The following is a 20,451-nucleotide window of genomic DNA, read 5'->3' on the forward strand; positions in this document are numbered from 1 at the left end:
AGCGCGAAGGTATGTGCGCCCGCGCCAAAGAACAAGAGCAGCGCGGCTTTAGCCCCGCCGCCCTTGTCGAATTCGCATTATTTTACGCTTGCATCGCGTTGATGACGACAGAGAAATCAAGACTGTCGACTTTAAGCATCGACCAATCGGCGAAATGCCGGGTCTCGATCTGTTTTTCATCGAGGATTTTAAAGCCGCTGTGCCGCGCGTCATTGCGAATATTTTCGATCAACCGGTGTACGTCAGCTTCTTCACCTTCCAGCACCTGACAGAAGTTGCGCCCGTTATATGCCAAGGCCCCCGTGACGCTGTGCTTTTCGTTTTCACGCACCGCGATGGTAAATATTTCTGCGACATCGGCTTTGGAAACGGATGGAACTGCGGTGCTGAAATAGAGAAGCCGGATCATCGCCATATAGGGTCTCCTAAAAAATTCTTAACGGGGCATTGTTCTTGATCTTCTTTAGACAAAAGGTTTTTAAAAAGCGACCCTGTTCGAATGTCATAGGACATATCAAAACGCCCTTCCCGCTACGCGGGAGAGCCATTCGCAGACTTGCGTCGCGCCCTGTTGCTGCACTACCGTCGCTTGAAACAGGAGAGAGCAGTCATGGCAGCCACATCAGCGCGAAAGAAGATCTGGGGCTGGTACTTCTTTGACTGGGCCAGCCAGCCCTACAACACGCTCCTTTTGACGTTCATTTTCGGCCCCTATTTCGCCCAAACGGCGACGGCAAATCTGGTCGAGGGTGGTATGGCGCTCGAGGCCGCCAAGGCGCAGGCGCAAGCCTATTGGGGGTATGGCCTGACGGCTGCGGGCATCCTTATTGCGATCCTGGCACCGACGCTCGGGGCGTTTGCGGATTCAACGGGCAAGCGGATGCCGTGGATATGGCTATTTTCTGCACTGTATGTCGTGGGATCGGGCGCGCTTTGGTGGACGGCACCGCAGGATTTCTCGGTTGTTTGGGCGTTGTTCTTTTTCGGCATCGGCCTGATCGGGATGGAGTTCGCGACGATTTTTACCAACTCTTATCTGCCCGAGCTGCACCCCGACCCCGGCGAACGCGGGCGGCTGTCGGGGTCGGGCTGGGCGTTTGGCTATGTCGGCGGTGTTCTGGCGCTGATCGTGATGATCGCGCTTTTTCAGGCAGGCAGCACGGGGCGCACGATGGCAGGGCTAAACCCGCTGTTCGGGCTTGATCCGGCGACCAAGGCTGACACCCGCATTGTCGGCCCGTTAACGGCGATCTGGTACGCCGTTTTCATGATCCCTTTCTTTTTGTATGTGCGCGATACGCCCGTAAAAGGTGCCGCGCGGTACCGGGTGGGCAAAGGGTTGGCGGATCTTTGGGTCACGCTCAAGAACCTGCCGCGCCATCCTTCGCTTCTGGCCTATCTGGGGTCATCGATGTTTTATCGCGATGCCCTTAACGGAATGTACACGTTCGGTGGGATATATGCGCTTGGTGTCTTGAACTGGAGCATTATTGATATCGGGGTCTTTGGGATACTCGCGGCGATTTCCGGCGCGGTGTTCTCTTGGGTCGGGGGGCATGTGGATCGCGCGATTGGGCCGATGCCTGTTATTGTGACCTGCTGTCTGATCCTGATCGCCACGGCTGTGCTGATTATCTCGCTGACCCCTGGCTCAATTATGGGCGTCGCGCTGGCCGAAGGGTCTGCTGTGCCCGACATCGCCTTCTACATCGCCGGTGCGCTGATCGGTGCAGCAGGGGGGGCGTTGCAGGCCTCGTCGCGCAATATGTTGACCCGTCAGGGCAACCCTGATCGCATGACCGAGGCATTTGGCCTTTACGCATTGTCGGGCAAAGCTACATCGTTTTTGGCACCGGCTTTGATCGCTGTCGCCAGCGACCTGTCGGGCAACCAGCGGATCGGGATCGCCCCCGTTGTGGGGCTGTTCATCATCGGTCTGGTTCTGTTAATCTGGGTAAAACCCAACGGAGATTTCGCCAAATGATCCTGTCCCGATTCCTCACTTGTACCGTGCTGGCCCTTGCCCTGGCGGCTTGCGGCGGGTCTTCGTCCAAGCCGAATGCAGAGGCATCCAAAATCCTGCCAACCATCGGATCGTCGGGTGGTGCGCGCAGCAGCGTTCAAGCAAAGAAGCTTTTCGGCGCGAAATCCGATGGCTCTCGGCAGTCTTCCGCCGCCTATGGCAGCTATGCCAAGGGCTGCGTCGCAGGGGGGCAGCAGCTGGCCGACACGGGGCCAACCTGGCAAGCGATGCGCCTGTCGCGCAACCGCAACTGGGGCCACCCAGAGATGATCGATTACATCAAACAGCTTAGCGCAAAGGCAGCGCAGCAACCCGGTTGGGAAGGAATCTATGTCGGTGATATCAGCCAGCCGCGTGGCGGGCCGATGCTGACCGGGCACGCCAGTCACCAGATGGGTTTGGACGCGGATATATGGATGCTCCCGCCTAAATCTCTGTCGCTTAGCCGGTCGCAGCGTGAAAACATTTCGTCCATCTCGATGCGCCGTGCCAGCGGTGCCTATGTGAACAGCAGCTGGACGCCGCAGCACCATCAGGTGCTCAAGGCCGCTGCATCCGACCCGCGTGTTGCGCGTATTTTCGTGTTCCCCGGTGCCAAGGTGCAGATGTGCGCCGATGAAAAGGGGGACCGGAGCTGGCTGCGCAAAATTCGCCCTTGGTACGGGCACCACTATCATTTCCACGTCCGGCTGAGCTGCCCGAAAGGCGCAACCGGTTGCGTTAACCAGGATCCGCCCCCCGCAGGCGACGGCTGCGCGGATGCACGTCAATGGCAGGCGAATATCCTGAACCCGCCCCCACCGAACCCCAATGCCCCCAAGCGCAAGCCAAAACGTGAACTGTTGCTCGCTGATCTGCCTGCCCAGTGCCAATCTGTGCTGGATTCGAACTAAACTTGCTACAGATCCTCTTTGCCCTTGGCTTTGCCTCCGCTGCTCTTGCAGCGGGCGCAAATGGCCCCGTCGTGCATCACACGCAGCTGGATTGGGATAACGACGCCCCTTGGTTCGGCGGCCTGTCGGGTGCCGAGATGCGCGCGGATGGTAAACAAATGACTGTCATCAGCGACCGCGGGCGTATCATAGTGGCCGACCTGACGCGGGATGCGCTTGGCACGTTGACGGGCTTAGAGGTGATACATTCGGTTGCCTTGCGTGATGAAAACGGTGCGGTGATGGACAGGCCCCATACCGATGCCGAAGGGCTGGCGATTGCGCCCGATGGCAGCATCTTTATCAGCTACGAGGGGCAGCACCGCATCGCGCGCACAAATCTAGCCGATGGCACGACCCAGCAAATCATCGCCCCGCCCCAAGGTGCATCGCTAAGGGAAAATGCTGGCTTCGAGGCACTTGCGGTGGATGCCGAAGGGTCGCTATACGCGCTGCCGGAGGATACGCGCAGCAATCAAATACCGCTGTATAAGTATCAAAACGACGCGTGGAGCATTGCCGCCTACCTTGAAAAAGACAGCCCGTTCGTGCCTGTCGGTGCCGATTTCGACGATGAAGGTCGGCTGTATTTACTTGAACGAACGGTAACCCCGCTGGGGTTTCGCACCCGATTGCGGCGGATCGAACTGGCGGGCGACCAGACCTCCGCCGTGACCTTGTTGCAAACCTTGCCTGCGCGGTATGACAACCTCGAGGCGCTGACCGTTTGGCGCGATGGTGTCGGGCGTACGCGTGTGACGATGATTTCAGACGATAATTTCCTATCAGTGCAGCAAACCCAGGTTATCGAGCTGACGATCACACAATAGCTTGCGCGAATGGCATGCGATCCCTACAACGCATGACTGTCTGCGATCCCCGCAGGCCAAGTCGCCGCACCCTTGCACAAAACGGTTCAAATATGACACGCACCTATCTTCCCGGCATTCTTGCTATGGCCGCTATTGTTGTGGCCTCCAACATCCTTGTTCAATTCCTGTTTGGCCAATGGCTGACATGGGGCGCGTTCACCTATCCGCTGGCGTTTCTGGTCACCGATGTGATGAACCGCGTTTACGGGAAAGACGCCGCGCGGCGGGTGGTGCTGGTTGGCTTTGTCGTTGGTTTGGCTTGCTCTTTGATCGGGACGCAGATCATGGGCGAATTCGGGCCACTGGTGACCCTACGCATCGCGATCGGGTCCGGGGTGGCGTTTCTTGTGGCGCAATTGGTCGATGTGGCGATCTTCTCTGCGCTGCGTGATGGCAAATGGTGGCGCGCACCTTTGGCCAGCACTTTGGTCAGCAGCTCGCTTGATACGTTGCTGTTTTTCTCGATCTCGTTTTCCGGCGTCCTGTCATTTCTACACCCCGCGACCGACGTCTCTTGGGCCTCGGAAATGCTGCCTTTGCTAGGCAGTGGCCCGTTGGCGCCTCTGTGGGTGTCGCTGGCAGTTGCGGATTGGTCTGTGAAGCTGGGCATCGCGCTGATCGCCCTGATCCCGTTCCGCATTATCACTGCACAATTGCTGCCCCGCAGCTAAAGGGCGCACCTCTCGGACCCCGACTGGCGTAAAAAACATTTTGTGTTTTCGATTTACTGTGCCAGTCTTCAAGTGAGTTCAACAAATGTAAAGGAGGTGATCCAGTGTCAAGAACGGTATTGGAGAGAGGTGTCGGAACAGCTTGGGAGGTATCCCGTTAGGGCAGCCCCTGGCGGTTGAAACAGCCTAGGTGGATCGCTGATCTAACCGATCCCACCTCCGTAAACCATTCGATTGGGCCGCTCCTCACCGGGGCGGCCCTTTTCGCATGCGGGTGCGGGTCTTTCCCTCGGGTGCAGGCGATGCGATAGTTGCCACGAAGGAGAGCGTGATGCTGCGGATCAACGACGACATTGCCATTCAGGACTGGGAGCTATCAGAAAGCTTTATGCGGGCCTCGGGGCCAGGCGGCCAGAATGTGAACAAAGTATCCAGCGCGGTAGAGCTTCGGTTCGAGGCCGCGACCTCCCCGTCCATACCGACGCCTGTGAAAAACCGTTTACGGCGATTGGCAGGCAGGCGTTGGACGACTGAAGGCGCGTTGGTACTGCAATGCGACGAAACCCGTAGTCAGGTGCGCAACCGCGAGATTATTCGCGAACGGCTGAAGGATCTGATTACCGCTGCGCTGAAACCGCCAAAGAGGCGTATTGCGACACGGCCCACGCTGGGATCGAAAAAGCGCCGGTTAAAGGCAAAAAAGACCCGAGGCGAGGTTAAATCGCTGCGCGGACGGGTTGATCCGCCAGAATAACTTTGTCTGCCCATGGCAGCAGACGTTCCATCAACTTTTAAACAGATATGCCATTTCGCCGGTTCTTGCCGGTATCAACCCTGTGTCGGCAGATCGCCGCCACAGGGCAGATCAGCCATTGGAACGGATCAGCTTTGGCCCGTGTTCCCCTGACAGACATACAAGCAATGTCGTTAGTAAATCTAAGGAGAACTCAGATGAAACTTACAACAACAACACTTATCGCGACCCTGATGGCCACTGGCGTTTCCACCGCGGCGATGGCTCAAACTTCCGTAGACGGTGCCGTAGGCGGCGCTGCTGATGTAAGCTCGGGTGTTAGTGCAGATGTTGGTGCATCCGGTTCACTATCCACTGGTTCCACCGTGAACGATGCAACCGATGCTGTAGCCAAGAACGGCAAAATGGCAAAAGAAAACTACGGCCAGCTGATCCAGGAACTGCGCGCTGGTGCAGAGAGCAACACGCAAACGAAGTCCGAGATCGAGGCATTCGACACAAACGCCAAGCTTGACGTTGTGACGGTGTCCGAACTGAAGTCGGGCAACGGCAATACCACAGCGCTTGACGAAGCACTAGAAGCGCAAGCCGAAGCCGTCGATGACATGCGCGCCTCCGTGGACGCGAACGCGGACCTCAGCGCACAGCTTAAGGCCGAAGGCTATGCTTCGGAAGATGTTGTCGCCGTGCGCGGTAACGGCATGGGCGGGCTGACACTGGTCATTGACGACCGCGGCTAACCCGACCGCCAGTATTCCCCGCACCCTGCGGGAGACATAAGGCAGAGGGGCCGGTGGGAAACCACCGGCCCCTTTCGCGTGTGGGTCAGACGATGACTTTTTGCGCGGTCTGATCACCGACGCCAAAGACACGTTTGTAGCGGTCGATCTCTGACTGCGGGCCCATGGCCTTGTTCGGGTTGTCCGACAATTTGACAGTAGGGTTCCCGTTCGCCTCGACCGCTTTGCATACCAAAGAGAACGGGGCGAGCGCATCATCCGGCACAAGCCCGCGAAAATCATTGGTCAGCAAGGTGCCCCAGCCAAACGAGGCTTTGACCTTGCCCTCAAACTGGCTGTGCAGTTCCTTGATCTTGGCAACATCCAGACCATCACTGAAAATCACACGTTTTTCGCTGGGGTCTTCGCCACGGGACTTCCACCAATCAATCGCCGTTTGCGCCGCGACCGCCGGATCGCCGCTATCCACACGGATGCCTGTCCAACCCGCGAGCCAGTCGGGGGCGTTGTCCAAGAACCCTTTGGTGCCATAGGTGTCGGGTAGAATGATGCGCAGATTGCCTTCGTGTTCCTCGTGCCAGTCTTGCAGAACATCATAGGGCGCTTGGGCCAGCGCGGCATCGTCTTTCGCCAATGCGGCATAGACCATCGGCAGCTCGTGCGCGTTCGTGCCAATTGCTTCGACCTCGCGGCTCATGGCGATTTTGCAGTTCGATGTGCCGGTAAAGGCATTGCCCAAGCCTTCTTGCATGGCCTGCACGCACCAGTCTTGCCACAGGAACGAATGGCGGCGACGGGTGCCGAAATCAGCGATCGACAGGTTGGGTATTCCCCGCAATGCTTCGATCTTTTCCCAGACACGGGTCATGCCGCGCGCATAGAGCACCTGCAGCTCGAACCGGCCCATGCGATCCAGTACGGCGCGGCTGCGCAGTTCCATCAATACCGCGAGGGCGGGAATTTCCCATAGCATCACCTCGGGCCACGAACCTTCGAATGTCAGCTCGTACTGGTCGCCCTTGCGTTCAAGGTGGTAGGGCGGCAGGCGCAACCCTTCGAACCACTCCATGAAATCGGGGCGGAACATCTGTCGTTTGCCGTAAAAGGTATTGCCCCGCAGCCATGTGCTTTCACCGCGGCTAAGCGAAAGGGACCGGATGTGATCCAGCTGTTCGCGCAGCTCGCCTTCGTCGATCAAATCGGCCAGCGGGATGTGTTTGGACCGGTTGATCAGGCTAAAGGTGACCTGCGTTTCCGGCTTGTTGCGGAAAACCGACTGACACATCAATAGCTTATAGAAATCCGTATCGATCAGGGACCGCACGATCGGGTCGATCTTCCACTTGTGGTTCCAGACGCGGCTTGCAATGTCGACCATGGTTAAAGCTCCCTTAGGCGGTGTGTTTGTGGCCCATCCATCTTGGACGGGCAAGGGAATTGCCGCTGACACAGTGCAAAACCTGTGGTAATCCACCGACTTAACCCCCGAAAGGAGCGCTGCTAGATGCTGGAATGGCCCAATCTCTTGCGAGAGTTGATCACACTGTTTGTCGTGATCGACCCTATTGGCAGCCTTCCGGTCTTTCTTTTCGCAACAGCAAACGTCCCGCAACGCCTGCACAAAAGCTTTGCCCTGCGGGCCGTGCTGGTGGCCGGTCTGGTCTTGCTTGGGTTCCTCGTGGGCGGGCAATATCTGCTGGAGAACCTTGGACTGCGGCTGGGGTCGTTTCAAGTCGCGGGTGGGATTATCCTTTTCCTGTTCGCGCTGAGCATGATTTTCGGAGACCCGAAACCCACGCAGGAAATCGAAGCCGCAGAGCGGGATCATCTGGCGGGCGCCGTATTTCCGCTGGCCATGCCCTCTATCGCATCACCGGGTGCAATGCTGGCGATCGTCATTCTGACGGACAATCACACCAACCAGATATCCGACCAGCTGGTGACAGCCGGATTGCTGCTGGTGGTGTTGCTGTTCACCCTTGTATTGCTGTTGCTGGCCGGTCGTATTGGCCATCTGATGGGGACGACAGGTGCCAGCGTGATCAGCCGCGTCATGGGGATCATTCTGGCGACCGTCGCTGTCGATGCTACGCTTGGCGGGCTGGATGCGCTGGACATCCTGAACATCGCCCCCGTCGAGGATGCCCCTCTTAGCGCAGAGTAACCCCCGCCGCCATCATCGCATCCTGCGCGGCAGCCAGCGATCCGTCCAGATCAATGGCACGGCACAAATCCAGCCGGACCTCGACGTCAAAGCCTAGTTTGGCCGCGTCCACAGCCGAAAACTGCACGCAGAAATCAAGCGCCAAACCCACCATCGTCAACTGGGTAATGCCGCGTGTGCGCAGGTATCCCTCTAATCCGGTGGGGGTCTTTTGGTCATTCTCAAAGAAGGCGGAATAGCTGTCGATAGCGGGGTTGTACCCTTTGCGAATGATCATATTCGCACGGGTTTGATCCAGCTTGGGGTGAAACGCAGCACCAGCGCTGCCCTGAATACAGTGGTCGGGCCAAAGCACCTGCGGGCCGTAGGGCATCTGCGTCACGTCAAACGGGGCCTGCCCCACGTGCGACGACGCGAATGAGGAATGCCCCGCCGGATGCCAGTCCTGCGTCAAAACCACGGCATCCGCCTGCTGCATCAGCGCGTTGATACCGTCTATGATCGCGTCGCCATCCGACACAGCAAGCGCCCCGACAGGGCAGAAATCATTTTGCACATCAATCACGATCACGGCGTGGGTCATATCAGGTTCCTCATGGGCCAACTTGCGCTAACGGACATAGCACGGTGCAGGTGGCACGGCACCCCCTTGCCTGAACCGGCACATGGGCGTATCTCAGCGCGCATGTATACCATTGCCGCCCTTTATCACTTCAGCCGCTTTGACGCGCCTGATGCCCTGCGCCCGCCGCTGATTGCCCTTTGTGCACGGCATGAGGTCAAAGGCACGTTGCTTGTCGCCGCCGAAGGCATCAATGGCACGATTGCCGGCTCACGTGCGGGCATCGACGCGGTGATTGCGCATATCCGTGCCCTACCCGGTTGCGCCGATCTGGAGTGGAAGGAAAGCACCGCCACCGAGCCCCCTTTCGGTAAGATGAAAGTCCGGCTGAAACGCGAAATCGTGACGATGGGGCAACCCGACGTCGATCCGCTTGCCAAGGTCGGGCACTATGTCGACCCCGCCGAGTGGAACGATCTGATCGGGCGGGACGATGTTGCGGTGATCGATACACGCAACGACTATGAGGTCGCGATCGGAACGTTCAACGGGGCCATCGACCCCGAAACCCAAAGCTTTGGCGAATTCCCCGCCTGGTGGGAGGCGAACAAAGACCGGTTTCACAATAAGAAAATCGCGATGTTCTGCACCGGCGGCATCCGTTGCGAGAAATCAACCAACTACCTGATCGGTCAGGGTGTCGAGGACGTGTTCCACCTCAAGGGCGGGATCCTCAAATACCTTGAAGAAGTCCCGCAAGAGCAAAGCAGCTGGCAGGGCGATTGCTTTGTTTTTGATAACCGCGTCAGCGTTGGCCACGGGCTGAAAGAAGGCCCGCATATGCTGTGCCACGGCTGCCGCCGCCCGATCCTGCCCGAGGACACAACCAAAGCGGGGTACGAGGCAGGCGTCAGTTGTCCGCACTGCGTCGATCAAACCTCTGACGCCGATAAGGCGCGGTTCCGTGAACGCCAACGCCAGATGACCCTCGCTAAGTCACGCGGCGAAACCCACCGCAGCTGATCACGCGCGGCCCGCTCTTTTCCAAGCGCGGGCCTGTGATGTTGGGTTAAACGCCGAACCCTTCGCGCCCGATGGAAACATAGGCCTTAAACCCGGCGCGCTTCGCGTCTTTGGGACTGTAGATATTGCGCAAGTCCGCCAATACCGGCGTCGCCATCCGTTTGGCCATACGCGTAAGGTCCAGTGCGCGAAACTCGTTCCATTCGGTCAGAATAACCAATGCATCGGCGTTTTGCGCGGCCTTATAGGCGTCATCCATCCAAGACACGCCCGGCAACAAAGCTTCGCCCTCGCGTTTACCCTGCGGATCAACCACACGCACCTTGGCACCATTGCCGACCAACGATGGCACGATGGTCAAGCTCGGGGAATCCCGCATATCGTCCGTGTTCGGTTTGAACGTCACCCCCAAAACAGCGATCGTCTTGCCGTTCACCGAGCCGCCACAAATATCGACGACCTTGTCGATCATCCGGCGTTTGACCTCGTCATTTACCTTGATCACGGTCTCTGTCAGCTGCATGGGGACGGAATGATCCTGCCCCATCCGCGCCAAAGCCTGCGTGTCTTTCGGGAAGCAGCTGCCACCATAGCCAGGCCCCGCATGCAGGAACTTGGACCCGATCCGGTTGTCGAGCCCCATGCCTTTTGACACCATCTTCACGTCCGCGCCGGTACGCTCACAGAGCGCGGCGATTTCGTTAATAAAGGTAATCTTGGTCGCCAGAAATGCATTGGCAGCATATTTGATCATCTCGGCGCTTTCCAGATCGGTAGACATGATCGAAAATTCGCGTAGTGACAGCGGGCGGTAGATATCCTTCATCACTTGCTCGGCGCGTTCATTCTGCGTCCCCACAACCACGCGGTCGGGACGCATGAAATCATCGATCGCGGCCCCTTCGCGCAAGAATTCGGGGTTGGACGCGACATCGAACTCTGCCTTCGGGTTGGCCTTGGACACGACCTGCTTGACCTGGCGGTTGGTGCCCACAGGGACGGTCGATTTGGTGACGATCACGGCGTAACCGGTAAGCTCGGCTGCGATTTCTTCAGCGGCCGCCATGACATAGGTCAGATCGGCATGACCGTCCCCGCGCCGCGTCGGTGTGCCGACGGCGATAAACACGGCATCCGCGCCATCCACAGCTTTTTTCAGGTCGCCGGTGAAAGACAATCGCCCTGCAGCGACATTCTTGGCCATCAGATCATCAAGGCCGGGCTCATAGATTGGGACGATGCCCTGTTCCAGCTTTTCAATCTTGGCCGGATCTTTATCGACGCAAATCACGTCGTGACCGAAATCAGAAAAACAAACACCCGAAACCAAGCCGACATAGCCGGTGCCAATCATCGCAATCTTCATAAAAATCTATCCTAAATCTATTAGACAGTCAGCAAGCCACGCCAGCCGGTGCACCCACATCTAGTAGTCTGAAAGCGCAAAACCAAGATAGGCCAATGGCATCAGCATTCTGCGCATCCGCCCCAGTTCGAACTTTCGCAACGGGTTTTGCATGATCTGTGGGTAGGGCCGGTCGATGGGTTTGTCCATAACCAGATCCGCAATCAATCCGCCAGAATAGCTCCCCATGGCCACACCATTCCCATGATAACAAAGACTTGCATACAAGCCTCCGGGGTCGGGCAGCTTCCCGACAAAGGGCATTTGGGCGCGCGAAAGGCATACCATGCCGGACCAATGATGGGGCGTTTCCACATGTTTCCAGGCGGGAAAAAACTTTTCGAAATCACGCCGCACCCGTCCGACAGCGCGCCCCTCGGCGCTTTTGCCAGTCAATAGGCCGCCCCGCATCCCGAACAACATCCTACGATCCGGCATGAGTCGGAAATAATGTAGCAAATTGCGCGTATCCGAAGCCATAAAATCTGTCGTCCACCCCGCCTCTTCCAGCTCAGTCTCGCTCAGGGGGCGTGTCACAAGGACAGTCGATTGCGCGGGCATATATTGCGCCGTTAGACTTGGCACCACATTTTCAGATGAATAGCCATTCGTCGCGATAATGACTTTTTCCGCTGTCAGTCGACCTTGCGGCGTCTGGATTTCATGCCCCTTGGTCGTCTGCCGTATCTTGATCGCCGCGGTGTCATGATAGATCACCGCGCCAGCCTTCTCCGCCGTGGCAGCAAGTCCGGTCACGTATTTCCGCGGATTTAGCGCAAAGCCGGCCGGGATATGCAATGCCCCATGAAACGGGCCGGACAGGCCGTTCGAGGCAAAATCCTTCCTCTCAATCAGCCGCGCGGACAGCCCGTAGTTTTCGCGCACCGCGTCGACACGCGCGCCGAAACCATCCATATCTTTGGGCCGGTGGGCCAATTCGATCTCGCCATCAGAGTGGCGGTCCACGTCGATATTATGGCGGCTGATCAGGTCGTCGACGAAATTAATTGCCGCAAGCTCCGCTGCGCGAAAGTTCAGCCGATCTTCCCGCCCCGCAAGCTTGTCGAGCGCCGCATCATCAAGCCGCCCCCCACCGAGACAGCAAAAGCCACCGTTGCGACCCGATGCCCCCCAGCCGACGTATCTATGTTCCAGCACGACGACCGAATACCCCGCCTCTGCCAAGCGCAGCGCCGCAGAAAGGCCCGTAAACCCACCACCTACAACTGCAACATCGCACGAAACGTCACCGTTCAAGGCTGGGCGATCCACAATATCGCAGGTTTGATCCCACCAACAGTTCTTCCTAGGCTCATCTGTGTAGGCGAAACCGTTAAATATTCGTTTCATGGGGTCATCATTTCACGCCACTGCCCGCTCAGCCGCCCGAACATCTCGTTGGGCTTTGATCGCTTTGCGTTTAGAAATCAAAGAGGCCGCAATAACCCCGAAGGTCACGATACCGATCATAATGGTCGAAAGCGCGTTGATCTCGGGCGAAACTCCAAGACGCACAGCGCTCCAGATCTTGATCGGTAGAGTTGTCGAGGACGGGCCCGTGGTAAACGAAGCGATAACAAGATCATCCAGTGACAGGGTGAAGGCCAGCAGCCACCCTGAAATAACCGCCGGCGCAATGATTGGCAGGGTCACTAATCGGAAGGCATCAAAGGACGAACACCCAAGATCAAGCGCAGCTTCCTCCAGCGACCGGTCGAACGTCACCAGCCGCGAGGATACGACAACAGACACATAGCACATCGAAAAGGTCGTATGTGCCAGCACAATCGTCAGCGTTCCCCGGTCCAATCCGATCCCGATAAAGAGCAGAAGCAAGGATAGCCCAGTAATCACCTCTGGCATGACAAGCGGCGCGTAAATCATACCCGAGAACAGCGTGCGCCCTGCAAACCGCCCCCCCCGCACCAGGATATAGGCCGCCATCGTCCCCAACACGGTCGCTAGCGTCGAAGACACAACCGCAACCTTAAGCGTTACCAATGCAGCATTCAGGAACGCATCGTTCTGCAGCAACTCTCCATACCATTTTGTCGAAAAACCCGCCCATACGGTGACAAGTTTTGAGCTGTTGAAACTGTAGATGACCAGCAAGACCATCGGGAGATAAAGAAACGCAAACCCCAAGGTGAGCGACGTAATATTGAACCAGCTCGCGCGTCTCATGACTCCACCTCGGCCTGACGTTGCTGATTGCGCTGAAACAAGACAATGGGAACAATCAGGATCACAAGCAGGATCACTGCAACCGCACTTGCCACGGGCCAATCGCGGTTATTAAAGAACTCCTCGAAAAGGACCTTACCAATCATAAGCGTCCCCGATCCCCCTAGCAAAGACGGGATCACAAATTCGCCCAGCGCGGGGATAAATACAAGGAAGCACCCTGCGATAATCCCGTTGCGCGACAACGGAATAGTAACCAGCCAAAACGCCTTTAGCCGTGAACACCCCAAATCTTCGGCGGCCTCGATCAGGGATTCGTCTAGCCGATCCAGCGCGGCATAGATCGGTAGAATCATAAATGGCAGATATGTGTAAACAATTCCTATATAAACAGCGGTGGTCGTGTTCATGATCGTCAAAGGCGCATCAATGATACCCAGCCAAAGAAGAAATTGGTTCAGCAGCCCCTCGTTGCTCAGAATACCAACCCACGCGTAGACGCGGATTAGAAAGCTTGTCCAAAACGGCAAAATCACCAGCATCATCAAGGTTGGACGCCATTCCTCGGGCGCGCGCGCCATGCCGTAGGCCATTGGATAGCCGACTAAGACCGCTAAAACTGTAGATATTAACGCAATCTTCAAACTGCTCAGGTAAGCCCTCCAGTACAGATCGTCTGAAGCTAGAAAAACAAAGTTTTCTACGTCAAATGCCCGAAACATCGCCCAGATTCCGTCCTTAGCAGTCGGAGAATAAGGAGGAATGGACAAAGCCAAATCAGAAAGCGAAATTTTAAAAACAATAATGAAGGGGATCAAAAACAGCGCGAGTAGCCACGCATAAGGCACTGCAATAAGGATGAAGCGGCGTATATTCATCGTTCTAACAGGACGCCGGCGGTGGCGCTCCAGGAAATCCAGACGCGATCTTCCCACGTAATTGTGCGGCGTGACAACCGTCGCGTATTCGCCGTTTGGGCCTTGATCACTTGCCCTCCGGCAAGTTGAACATGGTAGGTGCTGAGGTTGCCGAGATATGCGATATCAAGAACGGTGCCCTGAACAGCGTTTTTCGTTTCTGTCGGCTTATCGACCGAAATGGCGATCTTCTCCGGCCTGATTGCGAGATGGGCTGGCTGGCTTTCACTGAAAGTGCGATCTGATGCTGCAAGCAACGGGGCCTCGTTGGCCACCCAATCAAGATGGTACATTTCGTCACCAGCGGCCTTCACAGTGCCGGAAATGATGTTCACATCGCCGATAAAGTCGGCGACATAAACGGAATTAGGTGCTTCATATATCCTGTCCGGCGTTGCCACCTGGATGATCTGCCCTTCATCCATAACCGCCACGCGGCTGGCAACAGTCATTGCTTCTTCTTGGTCGTGGGTAACGATAACGAAAGTGGTGCCCGTACTTTCCTGAATATCCATCAGTTCAAACTGGGTATCCTGACGCAACTTCTTGTCCAACGCGCCAAGCGGTTCATCTAACAATAATAGCTTCGGCGCTTTGGCGAGAGCACGCGCGAGCGCAACACGTTGCCGCTGCCCACCAGATATCTGGTGGGGCTTGCGTTTGGCAAATTTGGTGAGGCGCGTCAGTTTGAGCATCTCTTCAACGCGCACGGCGATATCCGCTTTGGTCATATCGCCGCGTTTCAAACCGAAGGCGATATTTTCCCAGATCGATAGGTGGGGGAACAGGGCGTAGGATTGAAACATCATGTTCACTGCCCGCTTGTTCGGTGGGACGCCGGCAATATTTTTGCCCGCTAGTTCAATTTTCCCTGCGCTTGGGTTTTCGAACCCTGCAAGCATACGCATCATCGTCGTTTTACCACAGCCGGATGGACCAAGAAGCGCAAAAAACTCGCTTTCGTAAATACTAAGCGAAAGGCTATCGATCGCGACAAAATCACCAAAACGTTTGGTCACATTATCAAATCGGATAAGCGGCTTTTCGTTCGGGTCATCCCATGGGGCGAAAACGGGTTGGCTCACTTTGGTCTATCCTTTGCACAGCGATTTACCCCTTTGGCGAAAGGGGGATGGATCAGGTCAAAACCCTAGGGCTCTGACCTGAAACAGATTTTAGATACCAGATTTAATTTTGGTCCACATACGCGTGATGACACGCTGCAGTTTGGGCGGATATGAAGAAATGGTATACAGGTTTTCCAAGGTGGCCCCGTCAGGATAGATCGCCGTGTCCCCAAGGACTTCTTCGGCCAGGAACTCTTGGCTCGCCTTGTTGCCGTTCGCATAATAAACATAGTTTGATGCTGCGGCCATGTTCTCGGGGTCCATAATGAAATTCAAGAACTTATGCGCCCCATCCGGGTTAGGCGCGTCAGCCGGAATCGCCATGTTGTCGAACCACATCAACGCGCCTTCCTTCGGCGCGTAATAGGCAATTTCCACACCATTGTCCGCTTCGGCTGCACGATCACGTGATTGCAGGATGTCGCCTGACCAACCAAAGGCGACGCAAATGTCCCCGTTTGCCAGTGCGTTGATATATTCTGAACTATGGAATTTTTGCACATAGGGTGCAACCGCTGTCAAAATCGGCTCTGCCTTGGCGATCACGTCAGGGTCTTGTGATTGAGGTGCTTCGCCAACATACTTAAGCGCGGCCGGGATCATTTCTGTCGGTGCATCCAAGAAATGCACGCCACATTCAGCCAGCTTTTCCATGTTTTCGGGATTAAAAACGAGGTCGAGTGAATCGACGGGCGCATCCTCACCCAATACCTCTTTAACCTTGCCGACGTTCACACCCAGACCCGTCGTGCCCCACATGTAATTCACAGCGTACTGGTTATCGGGATCGTACTTTGAAACACGTTCCTCGATTACGTCCCACATATTAACAATGTTAGGCAGCTTGTCTTTGTCGAGTTTTTGGAAAACACCGGCAGATATTTGACGCTCTAGGAACGTGCCTGTGGGAACAACCACATCATAGCCGGAGCCGCCGGCGAGCATTTTGGTTTCAAGCACTTCGTTGCTGTCAAAGACATCATAGATCAGGTCTATGCCGGTTTCTTTTTCAAATTTTTGCAACAAGGTTTCGTCGATGTAGTCGGACCAGTTATAGACCCGCACCTCTTCACCCATTGCGCTGGTGGCGATCAATGCCGTTGCTGCAATTCCGCTAAGCAAGCTGTATTTCATTGTCATCTCCCGTTGTGTAGGCTCGGTTGATCCGGACCTTTCATCAATTTGATCAAGTTTTGCACCATGCGGCAAGATCATTTATAATTTTACGCAGATGCGGGCCGGGGTTTAAAATACGATCGAGTACAATTTAGGCGAATTTAATGAACGTAGACCCCGCAGACCTCGCGCCACAACAGCCCACGGACAGCCCAGCCAAAGTGCCGGCCCATCAGCACGTCTATGAACGTGTACGCAAGCTGATCTTGTTCGGCGATTTCGCCCCCGGTCAGGCCGTGACGATCCAGGGGCTCGCGGAAACCCTGGATGCCGGCATGACCCCGATACGCGAAGCCCTGCGTCGATTGATCGCCGAGGGCGCATTGGTGCATCAGGGCAACCGGCGCGTGTCTGTTCCAGTACTGGACCTCGAAGGGATACAAGAGCTTGAGTTCATGAGGAAAAAGCTTGAGCCAGAACTGGCGAAGCGCGCCGCCGCCCGCATGTCGGAGACCGTTTTAAACGACCTTATCCGTGTCGACGACCTGCTGAACAGCGCCATCAACCGCGGGGATATCGGCGACTATCTGACCCAGAACTACCGCTTTCACACTATTATCAACACCTGCGCCAACGCCCCTATTCTAGCCGCAACGGTCGATCGCTTGTGGCTTATGTTTGGCCCATCCCTGCGTGTGGTGTGCGGTCGGTTCGGCACCTCGAACCTGCCCGATAAGCATGCTGATCTGCTTGCAGCCTTTAGCGAGGGCGATGCAGAAAGGGCGGGGCTGGCAATGACCGAAGATGTTTTGCAGGGCATGTTGCAGATTCAGGCGTCACTTTGATTAAAAGCTGACCGGCTAATCCCCACTTATCAGCACCGCTGCAGAGTGATTCGATTGACTCCGCACAATTTGATCATATCCTGAGGCTAATCTACTCCCATTCCCAGAGGCGCCTCTTATGACCCACATCACCAACCACATGCCCACCGCCGAGCTGCAAGCGCTTGACGCCGCGCACCACATGCACCCGTTTACCACGAATGACGAGCTTGCCGAGAAAGGCGCGCGGATCATCACGCGGGCCAAAGGCGTTTACCTCACCGACAGCGACGGGAACGAGATCCTTGATGGGATGGCCGGTCTTTGGTGCGTCAACATCGGGTATGGCCGTCAGGAAATGGCCGATGTCGCAGCGCGTCAGATGCTCGAGCTGAACTACTATAACACATTCTTCATGACCTCCCACGTGCCCGCCATTGCGCTGGCCAAAGAGATCGCGGCACTGGCCCCTGGCGATCTGAACCATGTGTTTTTTGCCGGATCAGGGTCCGAAGCGAACGATACAAACATTCGCATGGTCCGCACCTATTGGGACATGAAGGGAAAGCCCGAGAAATCCCACATTATCAGCCGTAAGAATGCCTATCACGGGTCGTCGATTGGATCCGGTTCGCTTGGCGGCATGAGCTATATGCACGCACAGGGCGGCATGCCTATCCCCGGCATTCACCACATCAACCAGCCGGACTGGTGGGTCGAGGGCGGGGACCTTACACCCGAGGCATTCGGGCTAGCGCGTGCCCAAGAGCTTGAAGCCAAAATCCTCGAACTAGGGGCCGACAAGGTCGCCGCCTTTATCGGCGAGCCTATTCAAGGTGCCGGCGGCGTCATTATTCCGCCAAGCACATACTGGCCTGAAATCCAGCGGATTTGTGACAAATACAACGTATTGATCATCGCGGATGAGGTTATTTGTGGCTTTGGCCGCACCGGCAACTGGTTCGGGTCTCAAACCATGGGGATCAAGCCGCATATCATGACGATCGCCAAGGGCCTTAGCTCTGGCTACCAGCCGATTGGCGGGTCCATTGTCTGTGACGAGATCGCGCAAACCATCGGATCGGGTGAGTTTAACCATGGTTATACCTATTCAGGCCACCCTGTCTGCTCTGCCGTGGCGCTGGAAAACCTGCGGATCATGCAGGACGAAAAGATTCTGGATCACGTGAACAACGTCGCAGCGCCCGCGCTTCAAGAAGGTCTGGCCAAACTGGCAGAGCACCCTTTGGTGGGTACGGTAAACGTTGCCGGCCTAATGGCGTCGCTGCCACTGTCCCCGCGCAAGGAAACCCGATCAAAGTTCGCAGGCGATGCCGGCACCGTCGGTTTTATGTGCCGGGAACGCTGCTTTGCGAATAACCTGGTGATGCGCCATGTCGGCGACCGGATGATCATCTCTCCGCCGCTGGTCATCACTCCCGAAGAGATTAAGATCTTCATGTCACGCGCTACCAAAGCGCTGGATGAAACCTATGCCGCGGTCAAGGAAGGCAACCTGTTGAAGGCTGCAGAAGACCACGCACATGACGCTGAATCGCCGCTTGGCTAAGCCGCGACTTACATCGGGTCGGGGCGGCAATTGTCGCCCCGACCCGATGTAACTAGGGCTGCATAAACTTGTCCGTTTGCGACATCTGCACCGCCTGAATTGGCTGCAGAACCACCCGCTCCGAGGGTGCAAAAGGCTGCTAAACCTGCAGCATTTATTAACGAATTCCCCTCATTTCAAGCAAGCTGCTCAGTAATTCCGCAGGCAAACGAACTGTTTCTCGTCAAATAACCGCTAATCTTCCTGCAATTGACGCTTTCTGCCCAAAACTGTCGTTAATTGGTTGCAAACTAGAAACCACCCCGCTTTAACTTTCTGTCAACAAGGGCGCTTGAACGTCACAATAAACGGGGAGCCAGCTTTGGCAGATACTTCAGCAACAAATGCGTTTGTAGAATTTGAACGCGTGCAGAAAAGCTATGACGGCGAAAATCTTGTCGTAAAAGATCTTAACCTGTCGATGCCGAAAGGCGAGTTTCTGACGATGCTCGGGCCATCGGGGTCCGGCAAGACCACCTGCCTGATGATGCTCGCGGGTTTCGAAACGGCCACGCACGGCGACATCCGGCTGGATGGCAAATCGATCAATAACATCCCGCCGCACAAACGCGGCATTGGCATGGTGTTCCAGAACTACGCGCTTTTCCCGCATATGACCGTTGCCGAAAACCTCGCCTTTCCGCTTGAGGTCCGCAAAATCGGTAAGTCCGAACGTGAAGCGCAAGTAAAGATCGCGCTGGACCGTGTTCAGATGGGTGATTTCGGCGGCCGCCGTCCGGCACAGCTTTCGGGCGGTCAGCAGCAACGTGTCGCCCTGGCGCGCGCCTTGGTATTCGAACCCGAACTCGTGTTGATGGACGAACCGCTGGGGGCCCTGGACAAACAGCTGCGCGAAACCTTGCAGTTTGAAATCACGCATCTGGCGCATGAACTGGGCATTACCGTGGTTTACGTGACCCACGACCAGACCGAAGCGCTGACAATGTCCGACCGCGTAGCCGTGTTCGAAAATGGGCGCATCCAACAGCTGGCCCCACCGGATCTGCTGTACGAAGAGCCCGAAAACAGCTTTGTCGCGCAGTTCATCGGCGAGAATAACACCCTCGAAGGGGTCGTGAAAGAGATCAAAGGCGGCACCTGCCTTGTGCAACTGGACGGCGGCGGCCTGATCGAGGCAAAGCCGATCAACGTCACACGCGCCGGCGAACGCACCCGCGTCTCGATCCGCCCTGAGCGCGTTGAATTCAACAAGGAACGGATGCAGGAAGGGGCACACACCCTGAAAGCCGAAGTGCTTGAGTTCGTCTATATGGGCGACATCTTCCGCACCCGTCTGCGGGTTGCCGGGACCGACAACTTTATCATCAAGACACGAAACGCACCCGATCAGGTTCGTTTGAAGCCAGGCCAGCAGATCGAAATCGGTTGGCTGGCAGAGGATTGCCGCGCCCTCGACGCGTAAGCGTCAGGTCGCGGTCGGCCGTCCAACGATCGACGGCGTCGTACGAGGGTGTGGTTAAGCCCGATATCACATCCTCAAGACCCTAACGGGCATATAATGGGAGAC

At 56.4% G+C, this 20,451-nt stretch carries 20 protein-coding genes; 11 read left to right on the forward strand and 9 right to left on the reverse strand.

Annotated elements, in window-relative coordinates; genetic code table 11:
• Positions 1-82 precede the first annotated feature (82 nt).
• Complete coding sequence (locus tag ACVBAU_RS01120; protein WP_093732054.1) at positions 83-415, reverse strand: BLUF domain-containing protein; 333 nt, start codon at positions 413-415, stop codon at positions 83-85.
• Between the two features lie 195 nt (positions 416-610).
• Between ACVBAU_RS01120 and ACVBAU_RS01125 the strand changes: the two genes are divergently transcribed.
• The 6 genes from ACVBAU_RS01125 to ACVBAU_RS01150 all read left to right on the forward strand — a co-directional run bounded on the left by ACVBAU_RS01125 (position 611) and on the right by ACVBAU_RS01150 (position 5,992).
• A complete protein-coding gene (locus tag ACVBAU_RS01125; RefSeq protein WP_448327409.1) occupies positions 611-1,984 on the forward strand; it encodes an MFS transporter in 1,374 nt (457 codons plus the stop codon).
• A complete protein-coding gene (gene mepA, locus ACVBAU_RS01130; RefSeq protein ID WP_335744642.1) occupies positions 1,981-2,916 on the forward strand; it encodes a penicillin-insensitive murein endopeptidase in 936 nt (311 codons plus the stop codon). The genes ACVBAU_RS01125 and mepA overlap by 4 nt, the downstream gene beginning before the upstream one ends.
• A gap of 2 nt (positions 2,917-2,918) precedes the next feature.
• Positions 2,919-3,785, forward strand: a complete 867-nt coding sequence (locus ACVBAU_RS01135; protein ID WP_138924770.1) for an esterase-like activity of phytase family protein — start codon at positions 2,919-2,921, stop codon at positions 3,783-3,785.
• 92 nt (positions 3,786-3,877) lie between these two features.
• Positions 3,878-4,498, forward strand: coding sequence for a queuosine precursor transporter (locus ACVBAU_RS01140; protein WP_138924769.1), 621 nt, complete (start codon positions 3,878-3,880; stop codon positions 4,496-4,498).
• A gap of 331 nt (positions 4,499-4,829) precedes the next feature.
• Complete coding sequence (gene arfB, locus ACVBAU_RS01145; RefSeq protein ID WP_138924768.1) at positions 4,830-5,252, forward strand: alternative ribosome rescue aminoacyl-tRNA hydrolase ArfB; 423 nt, start codon at positions 4,830-4,832, stop codon at positions 5,250-5,252.
• Positions 5,253-5,449: 197 nt separating this feature from the next.
• On the forward strand, positions 5,450-5,992 hold the full coding sequence (locus tag ACVBAU_RS01150) for a nicotinate phosphoribosyltransferase (protein WP_448327412.1): 543 nt from the start codon (positions 5,450-5,452) through the stop codon (positions 5,990-5,992).
• An 85-nt stretch (positions 5,993-6,077) separates the two neighbouring features.
• Here ACVBAU_RS01150 and pncB read toward each other — a convergent pair whose 3' ends face one another.
• Entirely contained in the window at positions 6,078-7,370 is a 1,293-nt protein-coding gene (gene pncB, locus ACVBAU_RS01155) for a nicotinate phosphoribosyltransferase (protein ID WP_138924766.1), read from the reverse strand.
• A 126-nt stretch (positions 7,371-7,496) separates the two neighbouring features.
• Between pncB and ACVBAU_RS01160 the strand changes: the two genes are divergently transcribed.
• On the forward strand, positions 7,497-8,156 hold the full coding sequence (locus ACVBAU_RS01160) for a MarC family protein (RefSeq protein WP_093732062.1): 660 nt from the start codon (positions 7,497-7,499) through the stop codon (positions 8,154-8,156).
• Here ACVBAU_RS01160 and pncA read toward each other — a convergent pair.
• A complete protein-coding gene (gene pncA / locus ACVBAU_RS01165) occupies positions 8,143-8,739 on the reverse strand; it encodes a bifunctional nicotinamidase/pyrazinamidase (RefSeq protein ID WP_448327415.1) in 597 nt (198 codons plus the stop codon). The genes ACVBAU_RS01160 and pncA overlap by 14 nt on opposite strands.
• Before the next feature lie 102 nt (positions 8,740-8,841).
• Here pncA and trhO point away from each other — a divergent pair, with 102 nt between their 5' ends.
• Positions 8,842-9,741 carry an oxygen-dependent tRNA uridine(34) hydroxylase TrhO gene (trhO, locus tag ACVBAU_RS01170; RefSeq protein ID WP_335744646.1) on the forward strand — a complete coding sequence of 300 codons (900 nt, stop codon included), beginning with the start codon at positions 8,842-8,844 and terminating at the stop codon, positions 9,739-9,741.
• Between the two features lie 46 nt (positions 9,742-9,787).
• On the opposite strand, the gene ACVBAU_RS01175 is transcribed toward trhO, so the two are convergent.
• The 6 genes from ACVBAU_RS01175 to ACVBAU_RS01200 form a co-directional block, all read right to left on the reverse strand.
• A complete protein-coding gene (locus ACVBAU_RS01175) occupies positions 9,788-11,107 on the reverse strand; it encodes a UDP-glucose dehydrogenase family protein (RefSeq protein WP_448327417.1) in 1,320 nt (439 codons plus the stop codon).
• A 60-nt stretch (positions 11,108-11,167) separates the two neighbouring features.
• Positions 11,168-12,496 (reverse strand): NAD(P)/FAD-dependent oxidoreductase, encoded by a 1,329-nt coding sequence (locus tag ACVBAU_RS01180; protein WP_448327419.1) that lies wholly within the window; start codon positions 12,494-12,496, stop codon positions 11,168-11,170.
• A 12-nt stretch (positions 12,497-12,508) separates the two neighbouring features.
• The gene (locus ACVBAU_RS01185; RefSeq protein WP_138924761.1) at positions 12,509-13,330 is read right to left on the reverse strand and encodes an ABC transporter permease; all 822 of its coding nucleotides are present in this window, start codon (positions 13,328-13,330) and stop codon (positions 12,509-12,511) included.
• Positions 13,327-14,208, reverse strand: a complete 882-nt coding sequence (locus ACVBAU_RS01190; protein ID WP_138925222.1) for an ABC transporter permease subunit — start codon at positions 14,206-14,208, stop codon at positions 13,327-13,329. Before ACVBAU_RS01190 ends, ACVBAU_RS01185 begins: the two co-directional genes overlap by 4 nt.
• The gene (locus ACVBAU_RS01195; protein WP_138924760.1) at positions 14,205-15,332 is read right to left on the reverse strand and encodes an ABC transporter ATP-binding protein; all 1,128 of its coding nucleotides are present in this window, start codon (positions 15,330-15,332) and stop codon (positions 14,205-14,207) included. Before ACVBAU_RS01195 ends, ACVBAU_RS01190 begins: the two co-directional genes overlap by 4 nt.
• A gap of 90 nt (positions 15,333-15,422) precedes the next feature.
• Positions 15,423-16,508 (reverse strand): polyamine ABC transporter substrate-binding protein, encoded by a 1,086-nt coding sequence (locus ACVBAU_RS01200; RefSeq protein ID WP_335744765.1) that lies wholly within the window; start codon positions 16,506-16,508, stop codon positions 15,423-15,425.
• A 146-nt stretch (positions 16,509-16,654) separates the two neighbouring features.
• Here ACVBAU_RS01200 and ACVBAU_RS01205 point away from each other — a divergent pair, with 146 nt between their 5' ends.
• The 3 genes from ACVBAU_RS01205 to ACVBAU_RS01215 all read left to right on the forward strand — a co-directional run bounded on the left by ACVBAU_RS01205 (position 16,655) and on the right by ACVBAU_RS01215 (position 20,346).
• Positions 16,655-17,335, forward strand: coding sequence for a GntR family transcriptional regulator (locus ACVBAU_RS01205; RefSeq protein ID WP_448327422.1), 681 nt, complete (start codon positions 16,655-16,657; stop codon positions 17,333-17,335).
• A 118-nt stretch (positions 17,336-17,453) separates the two neighbouring features.
• Complete coding sequence (locus ACVBAU_RS01210; protein WP_335744649.1) at positions 17,454-18,884, forward strand: aspartate aminotransferase family protein; 1,431 nt, start codon at positions 17,454-17,456, stop codon at positions 18,882-18,884.
• A 361-nt stretch (positions 18,885-19,245) separates the two neighbouring features.
• Entirely contained in the window at positions 19,246-20,346 is a 1,101-nt protein-coding gene (locus tag ACVBAU_RS01215; RefSeq protein WP_448327424.1) for an ABC transporter ATP-binding protein, read from the forward strand.
• The last annotated feature ends 105 nt before the right edge of the window (positions 20,347-20,451 follow it).

The organism is Sulfitobacter sp. M13 (genome assembly GCF_053474885.1).

What these genes read in the sequence shown, in the direction of transcription:
- ACVBAU_RS01120 (WP_093732054.1), bottom strand. Translation starts at nt 415, where the DNA reads ATGGCGATGATCCGGCTTCTCTATTTCAGCACCGCAGTTCCATCCGTT.
- ACVBAU_RS01125 (WP_448327409.1), top strand. Translation starts at nt 611, where the DNA reads ATGGCAGCCACATCAGCGCGAAAGAAGATCTGGGGCTGGTACTTCTTT.
- mepA (WP_335744642.1), top strand. Translation starts at nt 1,981, where the DNA reads ATGATCCTGTCCCGATTCCTCACTTGTACCGTGCTGGCCCTTGCCCTG.
- ACVBAU_RS01140 (WP_138924769.1), top strand. Translation starts at nt 3,878, where the DNA reads ATGACACGCACCTATCTTCCCGGCATTCTTGCTATGGCCGCTATTGTT.
- arfB (WP_138924768.1), top strand. Translation starts at nt 4,830, where the DNA reads ATGCTGCGGATCAACGACGACATTGCCATTCAGGACTGGGAGCTATCA.
- ACVBAU_RS01150 (WP_448327412.1), top strand. Translation starts at nt 5,450, where the DNA reads ATGAAACTTACAACAACAACACTTATCGCGACCCTGATGGCCACTGGC.
- pncB (WP_138924766.1), bottom strand. Translation starts at nt 7,370, where the DNA reads ATGGTCGACATTGCAAGCCGCGTCTGGAACCACAAGTGGAAGATCGAC.
- ACVBAU_RS01160 (WP_093732062.1), top strand. Translation starts at nt 7,497, where the DNA reads ATGCTGGAATGGCCCAATCTCTTGCGAGAGTTGATCACACTGTTTGTC.
- pncA (WP_448327415.1), bottom strand. Translation starts at nt 8,739, where the DNA reads ATGACCCACGCCGTGATCGTGATTGATGTGCAAAATGATTTCTGCCCT.
- trhO (WP_335744646.1), top strand. Translation starts at nt 8,842, where the DNA reads ATGTATACCATTGCCGCCCTTTATCACTTCAGCCGCTTTGACGCGCCT.
- ACVBAU_RS01175 (WP_448327417.1), bottom strand. Translation starts at nt 11,107, where the DNA reads ATGAAGATTGCGATGATTGGCACCGGCTATGTCGGCTTGGTTTCGGGT.
- ACVBAU_RS01180 (WP_448327419.1), bottom strand. Translation starts at nt 12,496, where the DNA reads ATGAAACGAATATTTAACGGTTTCGCCTACACAGATGAGCCTAGGAAG.
- ACVBAU_RS01185 (WP_138924761.1), bottom strand. Translation starts at nt 13,330, where the DNA reads ATGAGACGCGCGAGCTGGTTCAATATTACGTCGCTCACCTTGGGGTTT.
- ACVBAU_RS01190 (WP_138925222.1), bottom strand. Translation starts at nt 14,208, where the DNA reads ATGAATATACGCCGCTTCATCCTTATTGCAGTGCCTTATGCGTGGCTA.
- ACVBAU_RS01200 (WP_335744765.1), bottom strand. Translation starts at nt 16,508, where the DNA reads ATGAAATACAGCTTGCTTAGCGGAATTGCAGCAACGGCATTGATCGCC.
- ACVBAU_RS01205 (WP_448327422.1), top strand. Translation starts at nt 16,655, where the DNA reads ATGAACGTAGACCCCGCAGACCTCGCGCCACAACAGCCCACGGACAGC.
- ACVBAU_RS01210 (WP_335744649.1), top strand. Translation starts at nt 17,454, where the DNA reads ATGACCCACATCACCAACCACATGCCCACCGCCGAGCTGCAAGCGCTT.